Origin of the sequence: Banduia mediterranea, from assembly GCF_031846245.1 — a bacterium.
In the GTDB taxonomy this organism is placed as follows: domain Bacteria; phylum Pseudomonadota; class Gammaproteobacteria; order Nevskiales; family Nevskiaceae; genus Banduia; species Banduia mediterranea.
Genome location: NZ_JAVRIC010000012.1, coordinates 58,334 through 73,907, shown reverse-complemented (window position 1 = coordinate 73,907; position 15,574 = coordinate 58,334). Strand labels below are relative to the sequence as shown.

Sequence of the window (15,574 nt, the reverse complement as noted above, 5' to 3'; positions counted from 1 at the left end):
ATTATGGACCATAGGAAATGGTCAGAATCTCGAATTCAGCCTCTCCGGCGGGTAACGCAACAGTGACGATCTCGCCGACACGTCGTTTCAGCAGGGCGCGCGCCAAGGGCGAATCGATGCTGATCCGCCCTTGCGCAGCGTCCGTTTCGTCGGGGCCGACGATCCTGTAGCGTCGTGTGACACCCTCCTCGTCCGCAAGTTCGACACAGGCCCCGAAAAAGATGCACTGCGGATCACCGGGAATCGCCTCGGCGACTTTCAATATCGGCAATCGCTGCTGCAGATAGTGCACACGGCGGTCGATCTCGCGCAGTTCCTTCTTGCGGTAGTGGTATTCGGCGTTTTCGGAGCGATCACCTTCGGCGGCCGCCGCGGCCAGGGCGCGCACCACCTCGGGGCGACGTCCTCGCCAGAGCTGATCGTATTCGGCCTTGAGCCTGGCATAGCCCTGGGCCGTGATGTACGGCGTCTTGCGCTCTCCCGACGGCGGACGCCAGCGGCTCATTGCGGCAGGGTCGGAAGGTCGTCAGGCACGAAGAAGTCCGGCATCAGCTGGGACTCGGCCATTCCCGGCACCGCGAGATACTTCGAGAAGTCGCGCACACCGGCCTCGGACAGTACGAGGTCGTCGATACAGAAATTGCCGGTGAACCCGGATGCCGGCTTGTTGAGGATCACATGGGCCGCGTCGGCCATGATCTCCGGCTTGCGCGACAGCCGCATCAGTTCCTCACCGCCGATCAGCTTGATCGCCGCAGTGGCGATCGCGGTACGCGGCCACAGTGAATTGGCCGCAATGCCCATGGATCGAAGTTCCTGGCCCCAGGCCAGGGTGCACAGGCTCATGCCATATTTCGCGGTGGAATATGCGACGTGCGGGGCAAACCATTTCACACTCATGTCCAGAGGCGGCGACAGTGACAGAATGTGCGGATTGTCGGACTTTCGCAGGTGCGGGATGCAGCTGCGCCCGACCAGATAGGTGCCGCGTGCGTTGATCTGGTTCATCAGGTCATAACGCTTCATGTCGGTCTGCATCGTGCCGGTCAGCGAGATGGCACTGGCGTTGTTGATGCAGGCATCGATGCCGCCGAAGGTCTCCACGGTCTTGGCGATCGCGGCGAGCACCTGATCCTCTTCACGAATGTCGCAGACCAGGGGCAGCGCGCGTCCACCGGCTTTCTCAATGGCTTCGGCGGCCGAATAGATCGTGCCTTCGAGCTTGGGGTGGGGCTCCGCGGTCTTCGCCGCGATCGCGACATTGGCGCCATCGGCCGCCGCGCGAACGGCGATCGCCAAACCGATACCACGCGATCCACCGGTGATGAACAGGGTCTTTCCCTTGAGGCTCATGGCCTTGCACTCCTCTATCTGGATTTTCGAAATATTCGCGCCACACCGCGCGTTTCGGTCAATTCGCGGTGCGCGGCGGCGCCTCTGCCATCGACCATCCTAGCCCGCGCACCGCCGGCACGCCCCACTCCGCCGGGCACCACGGCCTACCCGCGCCGCCTGCTCGATTTCAATCGATCATCGCCGTGGCTTGGGCCAGCCGCTCGGCCTGAATCGCCGCGAGGTTGCGGAATATCGTGGCAGCAATGCGCGGGTGGCGCCGACGCAGGCGCTCCAGGTCCTGGGAATCGAAGTGCAGCAGGCGCGCATCGCTCACCGTATCGACGTTGGCGGTGCGTCGCTGGCCGAAATAGCCGGCCTCGCCGATCGTGGCGCCGCGCTGCAGGCTCGACAGCGCGCGGTGCTCACTGCCACGCTGCACCCAGACCTCCAGTTGGCCTTCGATCACCACGTAGATATCGCGGGAACGCTCACCGGCGTGAATCACGCGCGTACCGGCCGGCACCCGCTGCACCTTGGACAGCAAAGCGAACAGTTTGGCCTGTCTGTCGCTGAGACCGGCCAACAGCGGGATCGTGTACTGCGGCGAGCTGCCCAGATCGACACGCAGCACATCCCAGAAGCTGACGACGCGGAACATCGAGCCCAAAGCCGGCGTCAGGCTGAGGTCGATGAGCCAGGCCACGGCCAGCGTCATCGCCGCCAACACGCCGAACTGCGTCTGCGTCTGCAGCTCACCGCTGCCGAAGGCGAGAAAGCTGAGACACAGGGCCAGGGTGGTCAACGTGATCGGACGCAACACCGTGGCCAGCGCGGACTCCACTGCACCGCGTTCGTCCGCGGTTTCGCGCGCCCGGGCGTTGAAGCGCGCCAGAAAATGAATGGTGTCGTCGACCGCGATGCCCAGAACGATGCAGGCCACCAGGCTGTTGGTCGGGGACAGCGGAATGTCCAACAGGCCCAGCGCGCCGAAGTAGACGGCCACGGGCACGAGGTTCGGCAGCATTGCCAAGAGGCCGGCGCGCAGCGACATGAACAGCGCCGAAAGCACTATGAAGATCGCCAGGAAGGCAATGATCAAAGATTGTCTTTGCCCGCTGACGATATCGTCCACCGCACGCGTCGCAAGCACCGCGCGGCCGGTCACCTCGCCTTGCAGCACCGGCGGCAGATGCGCCATCTCCGACTCGATACGAGTCACCAGTTCGCGGACGGCGGCGGCATCCTCAGCCCGGCTGCGCAGACTGATCAGCGCCGTGGAGAATCCGGCGTTGAGCGTGCTCCGCACCACGTCTCCCCCACCCAGCAGCAACAGCTGCTTGCTCGCGGCCGCACTGCCCGGCACGACAAAGGCGTCTGGATCATTACCATTGACGGCCTGGTGCATCAGCTTCAGTGAATCGAGGTAGGAGCTGACCGAACCGACCTCCGGCTGCGCGCGCAGCCACTGCGCGAAGCGATCCAGGGCCCGCGCCACGGGCGGGTCCACAAGACTGCCGTCGATGCCGGTCTCGATCAGGATCGACAAGCGGGTTGCGCCGCCGAAGGCGGCGCTGACGGTCTCGTAGTCCTGCCGAACCTGCGAACCCGGCGAGAACGTCTTGATGTATTCGGCTCCGGCGTCGAGATGGCGTGTGGACCAGAATCCGCAGACCGCGATCACCAGGGCCAGCCCCAGCAACAGTGCCCGGCGACGCAGCGCGAACCGCGCCAACGCCGGCGCCACGCGCCTCGCCAGGCGGTCCCCCGGCGATTCACTGAAGCGGGTCCCGCAGCCGACCAGTCGCAACACGGCCGGCAGAAAGCCAAGCGTCATCAGGGCCAGCACGGCGGTGCCGAATGCGGCCAGCAGCGCGAACTCGCGGACTGCCGGCATCGGCGACAGCATCAGCGCCAACACGCTGGCGATGGTGGTCACCGCATTCATCAACACGGGCACCGCAGCACGATTGAGTGTGCGCAGATGCGCCTGCAAAGGCGGATACCCGTCGCGGTGGGCGCGCAGATAGTCGGACAGCAGATGCACCGAATACGACAGCCCCAGCGCCACCACCAGCGGTGGTGCGATTGCGGTGACCAGATTGATCGGAATGCTGGCTACGCCGGCCAGCGCCATCATCCACCACAGGGCCAGACCGATCGTCAGCGCACTGGCCAGCGCCACGCGAAAACTGCGGAACGCGATCAGCAGCAAGGCCGCCACGATGACGAACACCGCCGGCACGGTTCGGGTCATCGTGCGCAGCAGCGCGCTGGTGGTGGCCGCCGCCACCGCGACACTGCCGGTCACGGCAACCGGCACGACCTCATTGCCGGCTGCCTGAGCGACCGCGGAGCGGATCCGCGCGTCGAAGTGTTCGTTTCGATAAGCTGCTTCGTCGACCTGATGCAGACTGAGCAGGAACGCTACGGTGTTGCCATCCGCCGACACCAGCGAACCGCGATACAGCGGATTGGCCTCGAATTGCCCTTGCAGCGCGGCGATTCGCGAGGGATCCAGCGCGGCCTGCTGTGTGAAGCTGCCGGTCTGAACGTCATCATCATCGGCCAACCAGTTCGGCGCGCTGGCCAGTGACTGCACCTCGCGCACGCCATCAAGCGCCATCAGGGCGCGGTGGATTCGCGTCACGGTCCGCAAATGCTCGGCCGTGAACACCGGCGCGAGCCTCACCGCCACCACCACACCGTCGGTGTCGCCGAACAGGGCTTCGACACGCTTCAGTGCACCGCGCTCGCCGTCGCGCCCGCTCAGCAGATGTTCCGGCGACGGGTCCACATGAATGCGGAAAACACCGTCCACCGAGATCACCGCCAGACCCGCGAACGCGCTCAGCAACAGTGTCGCCGCCACGGTCGCGGCCGGCCGCCGCGCCAACAGCCGCGACAGTGCCCTCAGCAACTACGGCCCCTCATAGAACGTCATGGGCATGAAGTAGAGATTCGACAGGGCGTCGCCGCCGCTCACCTCCTGCACTTCCAGCGTCGTGTACGTTTCCTGCTTGAGGTTGCGCATTTGGGCAAACTCGGCATACCAGTGCATGTCGAACTGCCGCAGGCGCTCGGGATCCGCTTCGTAGCGTTTGCCCACCGCTCCGTTCTCGAAAAATTCGATGCGTAGCGCAACGCAGGTCTCGCGGTCGACCGCCACCCGAATGCGGTCGAAACGCGTATCGTGCTGCTCCCGCGGGTCGAAGGCAATCCGGTCCACCGCGCGCTGCCCGATCTCGCCGGCATCCTCCAGCACCGCGCTGCCGGCGTCGAAGGCACGATAAATCTGGCTGATATCGCCGTAGCTGAAGTCGGTGGCGAACAGGCTGCCATCGAGGTTGGAGCCCGTCAGGCGACGCACACGCTTGAGCGCCGGCACGTACACGTACGTCTCCTGCCCCTGTTCGCGCCCGCGCACCAGATAGGCCGATCCCGCGACGTCCGGCGGCGCATCCAGCCTCAGCATGAGACGAAGCTGTGCCTGGTCTTCGCGCATCGCGAACAGGCGCCCCATCATTTCGCGCGAACCGCCGGCGCGGTCGAAGGCGGTGAGCTTCACGTTCTGGATTCGAATGCTCGACGGCACATTGGCGCGCACACAGTCCCGAATCGAATCCAGGTCCGCAGCCGCCGCCGGCCCGATCCACGGAAGCACGGCCGCCGCCAACAACCAACCGCACATTCGACGAGCGCCCGGCCCCTTGGCCAATCCCCAGCGTGCAGACATCTCAGGTCTTGCGCGGCGAGCGCGGGCCCATCAGCAGCCAGATGATGAATCCCAGCAGCGGCAACAGCAGGATCACCACGATCCAGATCGCCTTCTTGAGCGTATCGGAACGGCTCTGGACAACGTTGAGGATCGCCCAGATATCCAGCACCAGCAGGATGGTGCCCCAAAGGCCGGGGTATTCGAACGACATGCCTGATTTCTCCCTGTAATCGTCCCGACGGACACTTGCGCTGGGCCATCCTAGCTCGAATTTCGCCCCCGCCCCAGTCTGCGGCGGCGGCCGCATTGCGCCCGACCCGTTGCCCCGCCATGCTCGCGTCATCGGCATGACGCACCGCACGAACAAACCGAGCGCCGGCAGCGTAATGTCGCGCCGCCATTTCGCCGAGCAGGCTGACTTGAACGAAACGAATCACCCCCATGTGGTCATTGTCGGCGCCGGCTTCGGCGGGCTTTCGACGGCACGCGCGCTGGCGAAGGCGCCGGTCGACATCACCATCGTCGATCGCCGCAATTCCACCTGTTCCAGCCCTTGCCGTACCAGGTGACCACCGCCGAGCTGAACCCCTCGGACGTGGCGCGGCCGATTCGTGGCGTGCTGCGCGATCAGAAAAACGCCTGCGTTCTGCTCGCCGACGTGCAGGACGTGGATCGCGATCGGCAACAGGTACAGCTCAAGGACGGACGCAGCAGCTACGACTGGCTGGTGCTGGCCACGGGAGCCACCCACAATTATTTCGGTCATGACGAATGGGCGCCCACGGCGCCGGGGCTCAAGCGCATCGGCGATGCCACGCTGATCCGGCGACGACTGCTGATGTCCTTCGAGCGCGCCGAGAACTCGCAGGACGAAGCCGAACGCCAGGCATTGACGACCTTCTGCGTGATCGGTGCCGGCCCCTCCGGTGTGGAAATGGCGGGCGCGATCGCCGAACAGGCGAAGCATGCGCTGGTTTCAGACTTTCATTCGATCAAGCCGCGCGACGCACGCATCGTGCTGCTCGAAGGCGGCCCGCGCATACTGCCGCCGTTTCCGGAATCCCTGTCGACATTCACTCAGCGTTCGCCCGTAAAGATGGGTGTGGAAGTGATGCTCAACGCCCTGGTCGCCAACTGCGACGCACGCGGTACGGATATCGGCGACGTTCGCGTGGAGGCGCGAACCGTGATCTGGGCGGCCGACGTGCCGCCGTGATCGATTTCGGGCGCATCCGCATGAAGGGTACGTTCGCCTGGCTGCCGTGGTGCGTTGCCCACATCGACTTCCTGATCGGTGCGCGCAATCGCATGCCGGTCGCCTACCAATGGTCGATCCACTACTTGACTCACAAGCGCGGCGCGCGTCTGATCGTGGGTTCCGACGCAAACACGGAACAACGTGCGCCCTGACGATCCCCGCGACGAGCGTAGCCCGCTGCGACCCGACATCACCCTGCCCGGCCTGAATCCGCAGAACCGCTTTGTCACGCTGGGCGAGGACTATTTTTCCCGGGTCGAACCGGAACCGCTGCCGGACGCCAGACTGCTGCATGTCAATCGGGACCTGGCGGCGGAACTCGGGCTGAGCCCCGATTCACTGGATAGCCCCGAATTTCTGGCGCTGATGTCCGGCAATGCGCGCTTGTCCGGCGGCTGCGAAATCGCCACGGTCTACGCCGGGCACCAGTTCGGCGTATTCGTACCGCAGCTCGGAGACGGTCGCGCGATTCTGCTGGCCCAGGTTCAGGATACCCAGGGGCGCTGGCAGGATATTCAGCTCAAGGGCGCCGGCCCCACGCCCTATTCACGTTTTGCCGACGGGCGCGCGGTACTGCGATCCAGCATCCGCGAATACCTCGCCGGCAGCGCGCTGCATCATCTGGGTATCCCCAGCACCCGCGCGCTCAGCCTGGTCGGCTCCAGCCTGCCGCTGCGACGCGAGACCATCGAATCCGCCGCCGTGATCAGCCGCGTCGCGCCCTGCCACGTGCGCTTCGGACAATTCGAGTTCTTCTACTACCAAGGTCGCCACGAAGCACTGGCGCCGCTCGCCGATCAGGTGATCGAACAGCATTTTCCGGAACTCTTCGAACACCCGCAGCGCCACGCCGCCTGGCTGCGCATCGTTGTGGAACGCAGCGCGCGGCTGATGGCGCAATGGCAGACCGTGGGCTTCTGCCATGGCGTGATGAACACCGACAACTTCTCGGTGCTCGGCCTTACCCTGGACTACGGCCCATATGGTTTTCTGGACGCCTTCGACGCCCACCACATCTGCAATCACACGGACGAGGGCGGCCGCTACGCCTACGATCGCCAGCCGGAAGTCGGGCACTGGAACTGTTCACGCCTGCTGCAGGCCTGCCTGCCCTTGTTGCATGAGGTTCCCGAACAGGCCGTGGAGATCGCGCAGGCGATACTCGATGCTTTCCCGCCGACCTATACCGAGGCGGTGACACGGCGCTGGCGCGCCAAACTGGGCCTGGTCGCCGAAGAAAGCGACGATCCCGAGCTGATCAACCGCCTGCTGACGATCATGCACCGTTCGCGTGCCGACTTCACACGCAGTTTCCGCATGCTCTCGGAACTCGAAAGCGCCACCGATGCGGCGCCGCGGCTGCGCGACTACGTCGGCGATCTCGAAGCCTTCGACGCCTGGCTGGACGACTATCGCGCACGCTTGCGGCGCGAGCATTCGGACGATGCGCAGCGCCGGCAGAACATGAACGCCGTCAACCCGAAATACGTGTTGCGCAACTGGATGGCGCAAGGCGCGATCGAACAGGCACAGCAAGGCGACGCCACCGAAATCGATCGCCTGATGCGTCTGCTGGCGCGACCCTATGACGAACAGCCGGACATGGAACGCTACTTCGCCGAACCGCCGGCCTGGGCGCAGCACATCGAGGTGAGCTGCTCGTCCTGAAGCGAGATTCGTGCGCGCAATCACGCCGAGGGCCGTGCGACCACCAGCGCCACGCCGAGCATCGCCAGCAGAGTACCCAGTATCTGTCGACGCCCGACCTTCTCTCGCAGGAAGATCACGGCCAGGACCAGGATGAAGACCGCCGCCAGCTCGTTGAGCACCGCGGCCACCGACATGTCCGTGTACTTGTAGCCTGCCAGCCAGAAGATCATCGCCAGGTAGGTTCCACACACGGCCCCGGCCACGATCACCGGCCAGCGCCGCACGCCGCGATAGGTCTGCCACAGTGAACGCCATTGGCGACGCCAGGCCACCAGCAGCAGCATGCCCAGCAAGCCGGCCGCAGTGCGCAGGAACACGATCCACAGGAAGTCATGCTGCACCAGCAAGGGCTTCGCCAGAACGATGCCCAGCGCCATCATGAACACCGAGGCTGCGGCCAGCGTGAAGCCCAGCACCAGGGTCGAACGCGCGATACTGATGCCCTTGCCGACATAGCCGACCAGCAGGATACCGCCGAACACCAGCGCCACGCCGCCGACCTGCCACCAGTAAAGGCGCTCGCCGAGAAACATCACCGACAACAGGATCACGCACGGCGAGTACAGCGTCTGCGCCACGCCCATGCGGCTCGCGCCCAGCAGCTTGAGTGCGCGGAAATACAGGGTGTCGCCCACCGCGATACCCAGCACGCCCGAGGCCACCGTCAGGCCGATGTCGGCCGGGCCGAGGCGCGGCAGCTGGGCACCCGCGAGCAGCCACACGGTCACCGCCAGTAGCACGGTCGCGAGCAGGTTCTTGACCAGGTTCAGTTCGAACGGCGGCAACTGCTCGCCGGAGCGCTTGAACAGAATCACTGCCACCGCCCAGGCCAAGGCGCTGGCCAGCGCGTAGCTCTCGCCAATTCCGAAATCCATGCAAACTCGTGGGGCTATCCGACAAAGCGCGAGTTTACGTAAAGCGGCGAGCACTCAGGCTTGCACTGCGCCTGTCGGCACGTTATCAGTAAGTCCGGATAGGGGGAGAGTGCGATGCAGCCGAGAATCCTGGTCGGTGAACAGCAGTGCGACGAGCTGCTCGAATGGCTGGACGCGCACTGCGTGAGCCTGTCGATGGGCGCTCCGCTGCACTTGCTGCGCGAACGCTGGCGACGCACCGAACAGGACGATCAGCGTTTGGCCGATCTGCTCGCGCAGTTGATCCAGGAGCAATGGGTGGAATTGGCGCCCGGGCTGACGCCGCCGCATCTGCGTCTGAGTCCGGATGGCTACCGGCGGTTGCTCTCCGCGACCCGCTTTTCCACCAGTGCGCCGCCCGCGATCGACACCGAAGCGGCGCCGGTGGCCGAGCCCGACATCCGCCCCACCGTGTTCATTGGCCGCGGGCTGACGTTGAGCGAGATCGCGCTCCGCAACCAGGTGCTGTCGATCTTCCGCGATCTCAAGCTCAAGAAGGGTGAACTGCTGATCGGCGTCACGGTGTCGCGTTACTGGCAGGAAACCGGGCTGCGCGCCGGCGACCTGCGGACCGCATTCGATGTCCTGCTGCGCGACGAATACCTGCGCCACCGCATTCGCGGAATGGATGTTTACTGGGAGCTCGGCGAAGGCGGTGCCGAGTTCATCCGCGGCCCGCTGACCCCGGCGCGACTCCTGGAATGTGCGCCGGAAATCACTCAGCCGGGGCCGCACGTTCCTGATTCGGAACTGCGCGACCTGATTTCCGGCGCATTCGAAGGCCCGCAGCGTTTCTCCGGAAGCCGGATCGGCTACTCGGCAATGAAAAGCCGCTGGCACGGCACCGGGCTCGACGACAATGCGCTGCTGCACGCCCTGGATCTGGCCTACAAGGCAGGAATCGTGCGGTTCCATGGCGCCGATGAACACTTCGACATCGAGCTGACCGAAAGCGGTGTCGGGCGCATGCCGGAGCAGCGCAGCGTGCTTTCCAAGCTCAGCCACAAGCTCGGCTGGGGACGCTGAGCGGGTCTCGTATCCCTCAAACTGCGGCTCCGCATGGCATCGGCGACGCAACAGCGCTAATCTTCGCACCCTTTTTTTGTTCCGGAAGGCCGCTATTGCGGACCTTGGCTGCTCGAACCGGGTGATTCAACCCAGACCGGGCAGCGTGTTCGGCAAGCCGCCCGGTTCGATACCGCAGAAGATGTCGCCATGACCCAAGCTCCGCTTTCACCGCTACGCCATCGCCTCGCCGGCCAACGACTGTCCGGCGCGGACATCATCGTCCAGGTACTGGAAGACGAGGGCGTCGACGCGGTATTTGGCTATTCCGGCGGCGCGATTCTGCCCACCTACGACGCAATCTTTCGCTACAACCAGCTGCACGACGAGCGCATGCCGCTGATCGTGCCGGCCAACGAACAGGGCGCCGGCTTCATGGCATCCGGCTACGCACGCGCTTCCGGCAAGGTCGGCGTGGCACTGGTCACCTCCGGCCCCGGCGCCACCAACTGCGTGACCCCGGTGCGCGATTGCATGGCCGACTCGATCCCCATCGTGGTGATCTGCGGTCAGGTGCCGACGTCCGCGATCGGCACGGATGCGTTCCAGGAAGCACCGGTCACCAACATCATGGGTGCCTGCGCCAAGCATGTGTTTCTGGTCACGGACCCGAGCCAGCTCGAAGCGACGGTACGCACCGCGTTCGAGATCGCCCGTTCGGGCCGCCCGGGGCCGGTCGTGGTCGACGTGCCCAAGGATGTGCAGAACTGGATGGGGCCCTACTCCGGCGAAGGCGTGCTGCCGGTGCCGGGCTTTCGTGCCCGCCTGCGTGCGCTGGAGGCCTCGCCGGTTCCGGAATCCAAGTGCACGAGCTTCTTCGATTTGCTGTCGCGCGCCGAACGGCCCCTGCTCTACGTCGGCGGCGGCGCGATCAATGCCGGCGCGGCGCAGGCGCTGCGTGAGTTCGCGGACGGTTTCGGCATTCCGGTGACGATGACGCTGATGGGCCTGGGTGCCTACGACACCACCGCCGAACGCTCGATGCATATGCTCGGCATGCACGGCCGCGCCTACGCCAATTACGCTGTCGAGGACGCCGATTGCATCATCGCCGTCGGCAGCCGCTTCGACGACCGGGTGGCCACCAAGCCCGACCAGTTTGCGCACGGCGCCAAGTTCATCGCGCACCTGGACATCGACGCCGCCGAGATCAACAAGGTCAAGCGCGTCGACTGGCATCACGTCGGCCTGCTGCCGGCGGCGCTGCGCAAACTCACGGAACACGGCAAGGACATCGGCTTCGCGCGTGACTGGTCGGCCTGGCACCGGCACCTCGCCGAGCTCAAGACGCGCCACGCGATGAACTACGACCGCGAATCCGCCCTGATCCAGCCCTACGCCGTGATCGAGGAGATCAATCGCCTGACCGGCGGCGAGGCGATCATCGCCACCGGCGTGGGACAACACCAGATGTGGGCCGCCCAGTATTTCGATTTTCGCGAACCGCGTCTGTGGCTGACCTCGGGATCGATGGGTACCATGGGCTTCGGCCTGCCGGCCGCGATCGGCGCGGCCTTCGCCGGCCAGAATCGCGTGGTCATCGATATCGACGGCGACGCCAGCATTCGCATGAACATCGGCGAGCTCGAAACGGTGACCACCTACAACCTGCCGGTCAAGGTCGTGGTGCTCAACAATTTCGGCGACGGCATGGTGCGCCAGTGGCAGAAACTGTTCTTCAAGAGCCGTTTCTCGGCCACCGACAAGTCGCTGCACAAGAAGGACTTCGTCAAGGCGGCCCAGGCCGACGGTTATGACTACGCCGTGCGCCTCGACCGCAGAGAGGATCTGCCGCGCGTGATTCGCGAGTTCATCGAATTCGACGGTCCGGCGTTTCTCGAAGTCATCATCGATCCGGACGCCCTGGTCTATCCGATGGTCGGACCGGGTGCGACCTATGACCAGATGATCACCGGCGAGTGGATCGCGTCGCGTGAAGCGCCCGCGGTCGGCGAAAAAGTCGGCGCGAGCGATCAGACCGAGATGTTCTGAGGCCCGCCGCGTGGCGGCTGTCATCGCCACGCAAAACAAGGCTGCGATGCTTCGCCTTTTTTCCGGGGAAGCACACACATGTCGGTACACTCATCGGCTGGTCGCAGCAGTCGTCGTCGTTTTCTGCAGCAAGCATTCTGGACGGCGGGCGCCGTTTCGCTGACGCCCTGGCTCAAGGCCTGCAGCGGCTCCGGAAGCGGCGGCGCTTTGGATTCCGGCGGCGGCGAACCACTGGGCCCACAATCCGAGTTCACGATCGCTCCGGGGCCTCTGTCCAAGGTCGGGCCCTTGGTGGATTCCGGAATCGACGGGGTGTACATCCCGGAAGGCTTCGCTCTGCGCGCGGTGGCCCGGAATCTCAGCAATCCGCTGACCGGCCGCTTCGAACCTCTCGGCCTCAACGGCTACAACTGGCACGAGGCGCCGGACGGCGGCGCCTGCTTCGCCACCGAAGATGGTGGCTGGGTTTACGTGTCCAACAGCGAGGTTGCCGGACCCGACGGTGGCGTCGGCGCACTGCAGTTCGATGCTGGCGGCAACATCGTCGCCGCCCGGCGCATTCTCGACGGCACCCGCCGCAACTGCGCTGGCGGCGCCACGCCCTGGCACACCTGGCTGTCCTGCGAGGAAACCGGCGACGGCCGCGTCTACGAATGTCTGCCGATGGGCAGTGCGGACGATGCGCGCGCCCTGCCGGCGCTGGGCCTGTTCAGCCACGAAGCCGCCGCGGTGGACCTGCACACGCGCAGCGTGTTCCTGACCGAGGATTCCGGTTCGGGGCGTCTGTACCGCTTCGTCGCCGATAGCAGCGACCTGGTGACCGGCGAAGACGGCATGCCGCGTCTGCAAATGCAGAGCGGCACGCTGCAGGCGATGAACATCGAAGGCTACGAGAACGGCGGCTACGCCGAGGACGATGCGCTGCTGCGCAGCCTGCATCGTGTGGAATGGGTCGACGTGCAGCGTGCCGGCGAACCGCAAGGCACGGTCCGTGAAGCCCTGAGCGCCGAAGGCAGCATGGTGCCGGGTACGGTGTTCAACGGGGGCGAGGGCATCTGGCTGTACGAGGTGCCGCCCGAGCTGTCCCAGATTCCGCCCGGCGGCAGCGCGGTGACGCGTGCCCTGCTGTTCTTCGCCAGCAAGGGCGACAACCGTGTCTACGCCTACGACATCGACAATGCCTTGATCGAGCTGGTGTTCGACAACAGCTTCATCGACCCGCCGTTCGACGATGTCGACAATGTCACCGTGAGCCCGCATGGTGACGTGCTGGTCGCCGAGGACGGCGAAGCCAAGCGCCTGATCGTGGTGGTGCCCAACCAGACTGCAAAAGTGCTGGTGCAGATCGACGCGCCCGGCAGCGAGATCACCGGCCCCGCATTCACCGCGGACGGTAGCCGCCTCTACTTCAGTTCACAGCGTGGGCCGAATCTGGCGGGCCTGCGCCAGGGCAGCGGCGCAACCTACGAGCTGAGCATTCCGGACGCTTTCCGTAGCTGAGCGCTCACCCCCGGCAGGTCTCTACCGAACGGTGAAGCACTCACACCGCAACGGCGAGTCGCACGCGGCGCGGTGGCATGGCGATGCCGACACTCACACCGGCGCCGACTAGATCGCGGATCGTCCGTTCCGGCGGGACTTCACGCTCCCGGCCCGTGACCGGCCGATCGAATGCCGGCAGCAAAAAGCGGGCTTGGCGCTCGCCGCGCTTCAGACCGTGCAGAATGCTGTACATCGACGTCTGCGGCTCGACGTCTGCGGCAGCGACGGCCTGGGCGCGCCGTACGCAGCCAGATCGCGTGCACGGGCCGCGGCAAACTCGGGCAGCGCAACGCTGCGAAATGACGGTGCTGATCTGCGCATCCGGGGAAAGCCCTTGCCTGCGTCGGGGGACGGTCAACCGGCGCCTCGACGGAACCGCGATCATTTCGCGCTGCCCGTCGAGGCATCCGGCATTCTCCCGCCCCGACAGGCACAGCGATATCCCCTGCTCAGGTGATTTTCCGAAATGTTTTGGTGAATTCGTGATGCGGCGCTCAATCCAGACGCCCTGACCAGACGCCCTGATCCGGCGCAGTCGGCGCGGTCAGTGTCCCGTCGTCGCCGCCTGTACCGGCACGCGCGGCAAGACCTCGTCGGTATTGGCCAGCCACCAGGCCAGGGTCGCCATCACCGAAGACTGGTAGCGAACCTCCTCGGGATCGAGCTTGTCGAAGGTATCGGCCGCCGTGTGGTGGTAATCAAAGTAGCTGCGCGAGTCCACCAGTGGCGCGAAATTGGGCACGCCGGCCTTGCCGAGAGGGCTGATGTCGGCCCCGGTCGGTGTGGTGCGCCGATCGGACAGCGAGGCGCCAATTGGCTTCAGTGCCTCGTTGAGCGGTTTCAGCAGTTCCAGCGTCTCTTCGGTCACGTGGGCATACACACCCACCGGTCGGCCGCCGCCGAAATCGCTCTCGATCGCCGCTGCATGCTGCTCGATCTCCTGCTGGTGCGCCTCGAAATAGGTCTTGCCGCCACGCGTGCCATTCTCTTCGTTGGCCCAGGCGATCACCCGCAGGGTGCGACGCGGCTTCAGCTTGAGCTGCTTGAACATCGCCGCCGCGGACATCGCCGTGGCCACGCCCACCGCGTCATCGTGCGCGCCGGTTCCCAGATCCCAGGAATCCAGGTGGCCGGAGATGATGACGATCTCGTCGGACTTGTCGCTGCCCTTGAGGTCGCCGATCACATTGAAACTGTCGACATCCGGCAGCGTCTGCGGCGTCAGTGTCATGTGCAGGCGCACCGGGCCATCCTCGGCGAGGCGCAGGATCAGGTCGGCGTCCTCCGCGCTGAGCGCCGCTGCGGGAATCGCCGCCACATCGGCCGCGAAGTGGGTGGCGCCGGTATGCGGCAAACGGTATTCGGCGCCGCCGACCGAACGCACCAGCGCCGCCGCGCCGCCGAGTTTCGAGACCTCGTTGGGACCGCCGAAGCGGAACGCACCGGCGAGCCCGTAGGCTGCACCGGCGTGGCCGTTGTCCGCCATGAATTGGTCGAATTTCGAATACAGCAGCACGAACTTGTCCTGCACGCCACGGCGGCCGAGCGCCTTGAGTTCGTCCAGGCTGCGTACCACCACCACCTCGCGGGTCAGGCCGTCCGGCGGCGTGGCGCTGGAGCTGCCGAGCGCGGTCAACATCACCTTCTGGGTGATGCCATCCGGGCGCCCCGGGTAGTCCACCAGGCTCGCCGTCTCTTCGCCACGAACCCAATGCGGCACCTTGACCGGCTGCAAGCTGACCTTGAGGCCGAGTTGCTTCATCTGCTCCGCGACATACTCGATGGCCGCGGCATGTCCGCGCGAACCGGACAGGCGCGGGCCGATTCGATCACTGAGCCATCCCGCCTGGCGATAGGCGTAGTCGCTGTCCATCGCGGCATCGCGCACGCGATCGATCGCATCGGCGTCGACGGTATCCGCCGCCGCCGGGGCAACGAATGTGGACAGGAGCAGGCTCGCAGCGAACACGCGAATTCGAGTCATGTATTGATCTGAATGGAGGTAAACAGACGGGTAAATATTCGCAAAATGAGTGCCACAAC

General features: G+C 65.3%; 12 protein-coding genes and 1 pseudogene. 5 read left to right on the top strand and 8 right to left on the bottom strand.

Annotated elements, in window-relative coordinates:
- Position 1 precedes the first annotated feature (1 nt).
- From greB to RM530_RS09910, 5 genes are all read right to left on the bottom strand, one after another.
- Entirely contained in the window at positions 2-505 is a 504-nt protein-coding gene (gene greB, locus RM530_RS09930) for a transcription elongation factor GreB (RefSeq protein WP_311365073.1), read from the bottom strand.
- The gene (locus tag RM530_RS09925) at positions 502-1,353 is read right to left on the bottom strand and encodes an SDR family oxidoreductase (protein ID WP_311365072.1); all 852 of its coding nucleotides are present in this window, start codon (positions 1,351-1,353) and stop codon (positions 502-504) included. Before RM530_RS09925 ends, greB begins: the two co-directional genes overlap by 4 nt.
- Positions 1,354-1,522: 169 nt before the next feature.
- The gene (locus tag RM530_RS09920; protein ID WP_311365071.1) at positions 1,523-4,252 is read right to left on the bottom strand and encodes an efflux RND transporter permease subunit; all 2,730 of its coding nucleotides are present in this window, start codon (positions 4,250-4,252) and stop codon (positions 1,523-1,525) included.
- A complete protein-coding gene (locus tag RM530_RS09915) occupies positions 4,253-4,996 on the bottom strand; it encodes an outer membrane lipoprotein-sorting protein (RefSeq protein WP_311365070.1) in 744 nt (247 codons plus the stop codon).
- Between the two features lie 73 nt (positions 4,997-5,069).
- Entirely contained in the window at positions 5,070-5,261 is a 192-nt protein-coding gene (locus tag RM530_RS09910; protein WP_311365069.1) for a PLD nuclease N-terminal domain-containing protein, read from the bottom strand.
- A 175-nt stretch (positions 5,262-5,436) separates the two neighbouring features.
- On the opposite strand from RM530_RS09910, the pseudogene RM530_RS18715 reads away from it, so the two are divergent.
- Positions 5,437-6,460 (top strand): annotated as a pseudogene (locus RM530_RS18715) (NAD(P)/FAD-dependent oxidoreductase).
- Entirely contained in the window at positions 6,450-7,976 is a 1,527-nt protein-coding gene (locus RM530_RS09890; RefSeq protein ID WP_311365065.1) for a protein adenylyltransferase SelO, read from the top strand. The pseudogene RM530_RS18715 and the gene RM530_RS09890 overlap by 11 nt, the downstream one beginning before the upstream one ends.
- 20 nt (positions 7,977-7,996) lie before the next feature.
- Here RM530_RS09890 and RM530_RS09885 read toward each other — a convergent pair whose 3' ends face one another.
- Positions 7,997-8,893, bottom strand: a complete 897-nt coding sequence (locus RM530_RS09885; protein ID WP_311365064.1) for a DMT family transporter — start codon at positions 8,891-8,893, stop codon at positions 7,997-7,999.
- 114 nt (positions 8,894-9,007) lie between these two features.
- Here RM530_RS09885 and RM530_RS09880 point away from each other — a divergent pair, with 114 nt between their 5' ends.
- The 3 genes from RM530_RS09880 (at position 9,008) to RM530_RS09870 (ending at position 13,489) form a co-directional block, all read left to right on the top strand.
- Complete coding sequence (locus tag RM530_RS09880; protein ID WP_311365063.1) at positions 9,008-9,958, top strand: hypothetical protein; 951 nt, start codon at positions 9,008-9,010, stop codon at positions 9,956-9,958.
- A 189-nt stretch (positions 9,959-10,147) separates the two neighbouring features.
- Positions 10,148-11,989: a biosynthetic-type acetolactate synthase large subunit gene (gene ilvB, locus RM530_RS09875; protein WP_311365062.1), complete on the top strand. Its 1,842-nt coding sequence runs from the start codon at positions 10,148-10,150 to the stop codon at positions 11,987-11,989.
- Positions 11,990-12,067: 78 nt separating this feature from the next.
- Entirely contained in the window at positions 12,068-13,489 is a 1,422-nt protein-coding gene (locus RM530_RS09870; protein WP_311365061.1) for an alkaline phosphatase PhoX, read from the top strand.
- A gap of 40 nt (positions 13,490-13,529) precedes the next feature.
- Here RM530_RS09870 and RM530_RS09865 read toward each other — a convergent pair whose 3' ends face one another.
- Together RM530_RS09865 and RM530_RS09860 are read right to left on the bottom strand one after the other, a co-directional pair.
- On the bottom strand, positions 13,530-13,724 hold the full coding sequence (locus RM530_RS09865; protein ID WP_311365060.1) for a hypothetical protein: 195 nt from the start codon (positions 13,722-13,724) through the stop codon (positions 13,530-13,532).
- 351 nt (positions 13,725-14,075) lie between these two features.
- Positions 14,076-15,515: a M20/M25/M40 family metallo-hydrolase gene (locus tag RM530_RS09860; protein ID WP_311365059.1), complete on the bottom strand. Its 1,440-nt coding sequence runs from the start codon at positions 15,513-15,515 to the stop codon at positions 14,076-14,078.
- Between the last annotated feature and the right edge of the window lie 59 nt (positions 15,516-15,574).

Excerpts from the sequence above, each read along its gene's own strand:
- RM530_RS09910 (WP_311365069.1), bottom strand. The coding sequence starts at position 5,261 with ATGTCGTTCGAATACCCCGGCCTTTGGGGCACCATCCTGCTGGTGCTG.
- RM530_RS09925 (WP_311365072.1), bottom strand. The coding sequence starts at position 1,353 with ATGAGCCTCAAGGGAAAGACCCTGTTCATCACCGGTGGATCGCGTGGT.
- RM530_RS09865 (WP_311365060.1), bottom strand. The coding sequence starts at position 13,724 with ATGTACAGCATTCTGCACGGTCTGAAGCGCGGCGAGCGCCAAGCCCGC.
- greB (WP_311365073.1), bottom strand. The coding sequence starts at position 505 with ATGAGCCGCTGGCGTCCGCCGTCGGGAGAGCGCAAGACGCCGTACATC.
- RM530_RS09885 (WP_311365064.1), bottom strand. The coding sequence starts at position 8,893 with ATGGATTTCGGAATTGGCGAGAGCTACGCGCTGGCCAGCGCCTTGGCC.
- RM530_RS09870 (WP_311365061.1), top strand. The coding sequence starts at position 12,068 with ATGTCGGTACACTCATCGGCTGGTCGCAGCAGTCGTCGTCGTTTTCTG.
- RM530_RS09880 (WP_311365063.1), top strand. The coding sequence starts at position 9,008 with ATGCAGCCGAGAATCCTGGTCGGTGAACAGCAGTGCGACGAGCTGCTC.
- ilvB (WP_311365062.1), top strand. The coding sequence starts at position 10,148 with ATGACCCAAGCTCCGCTTTCACCGCTACGCCATCGCCTCGCCGGCCAA.
- RM530_RS09860 (WP_311365059.1), bottom strand. The coding sequence starts at position 15,515 with ATGACTCGAATTCGCGTGTTCGCTGCGAGCCTGCTCCTGTCCACATTC.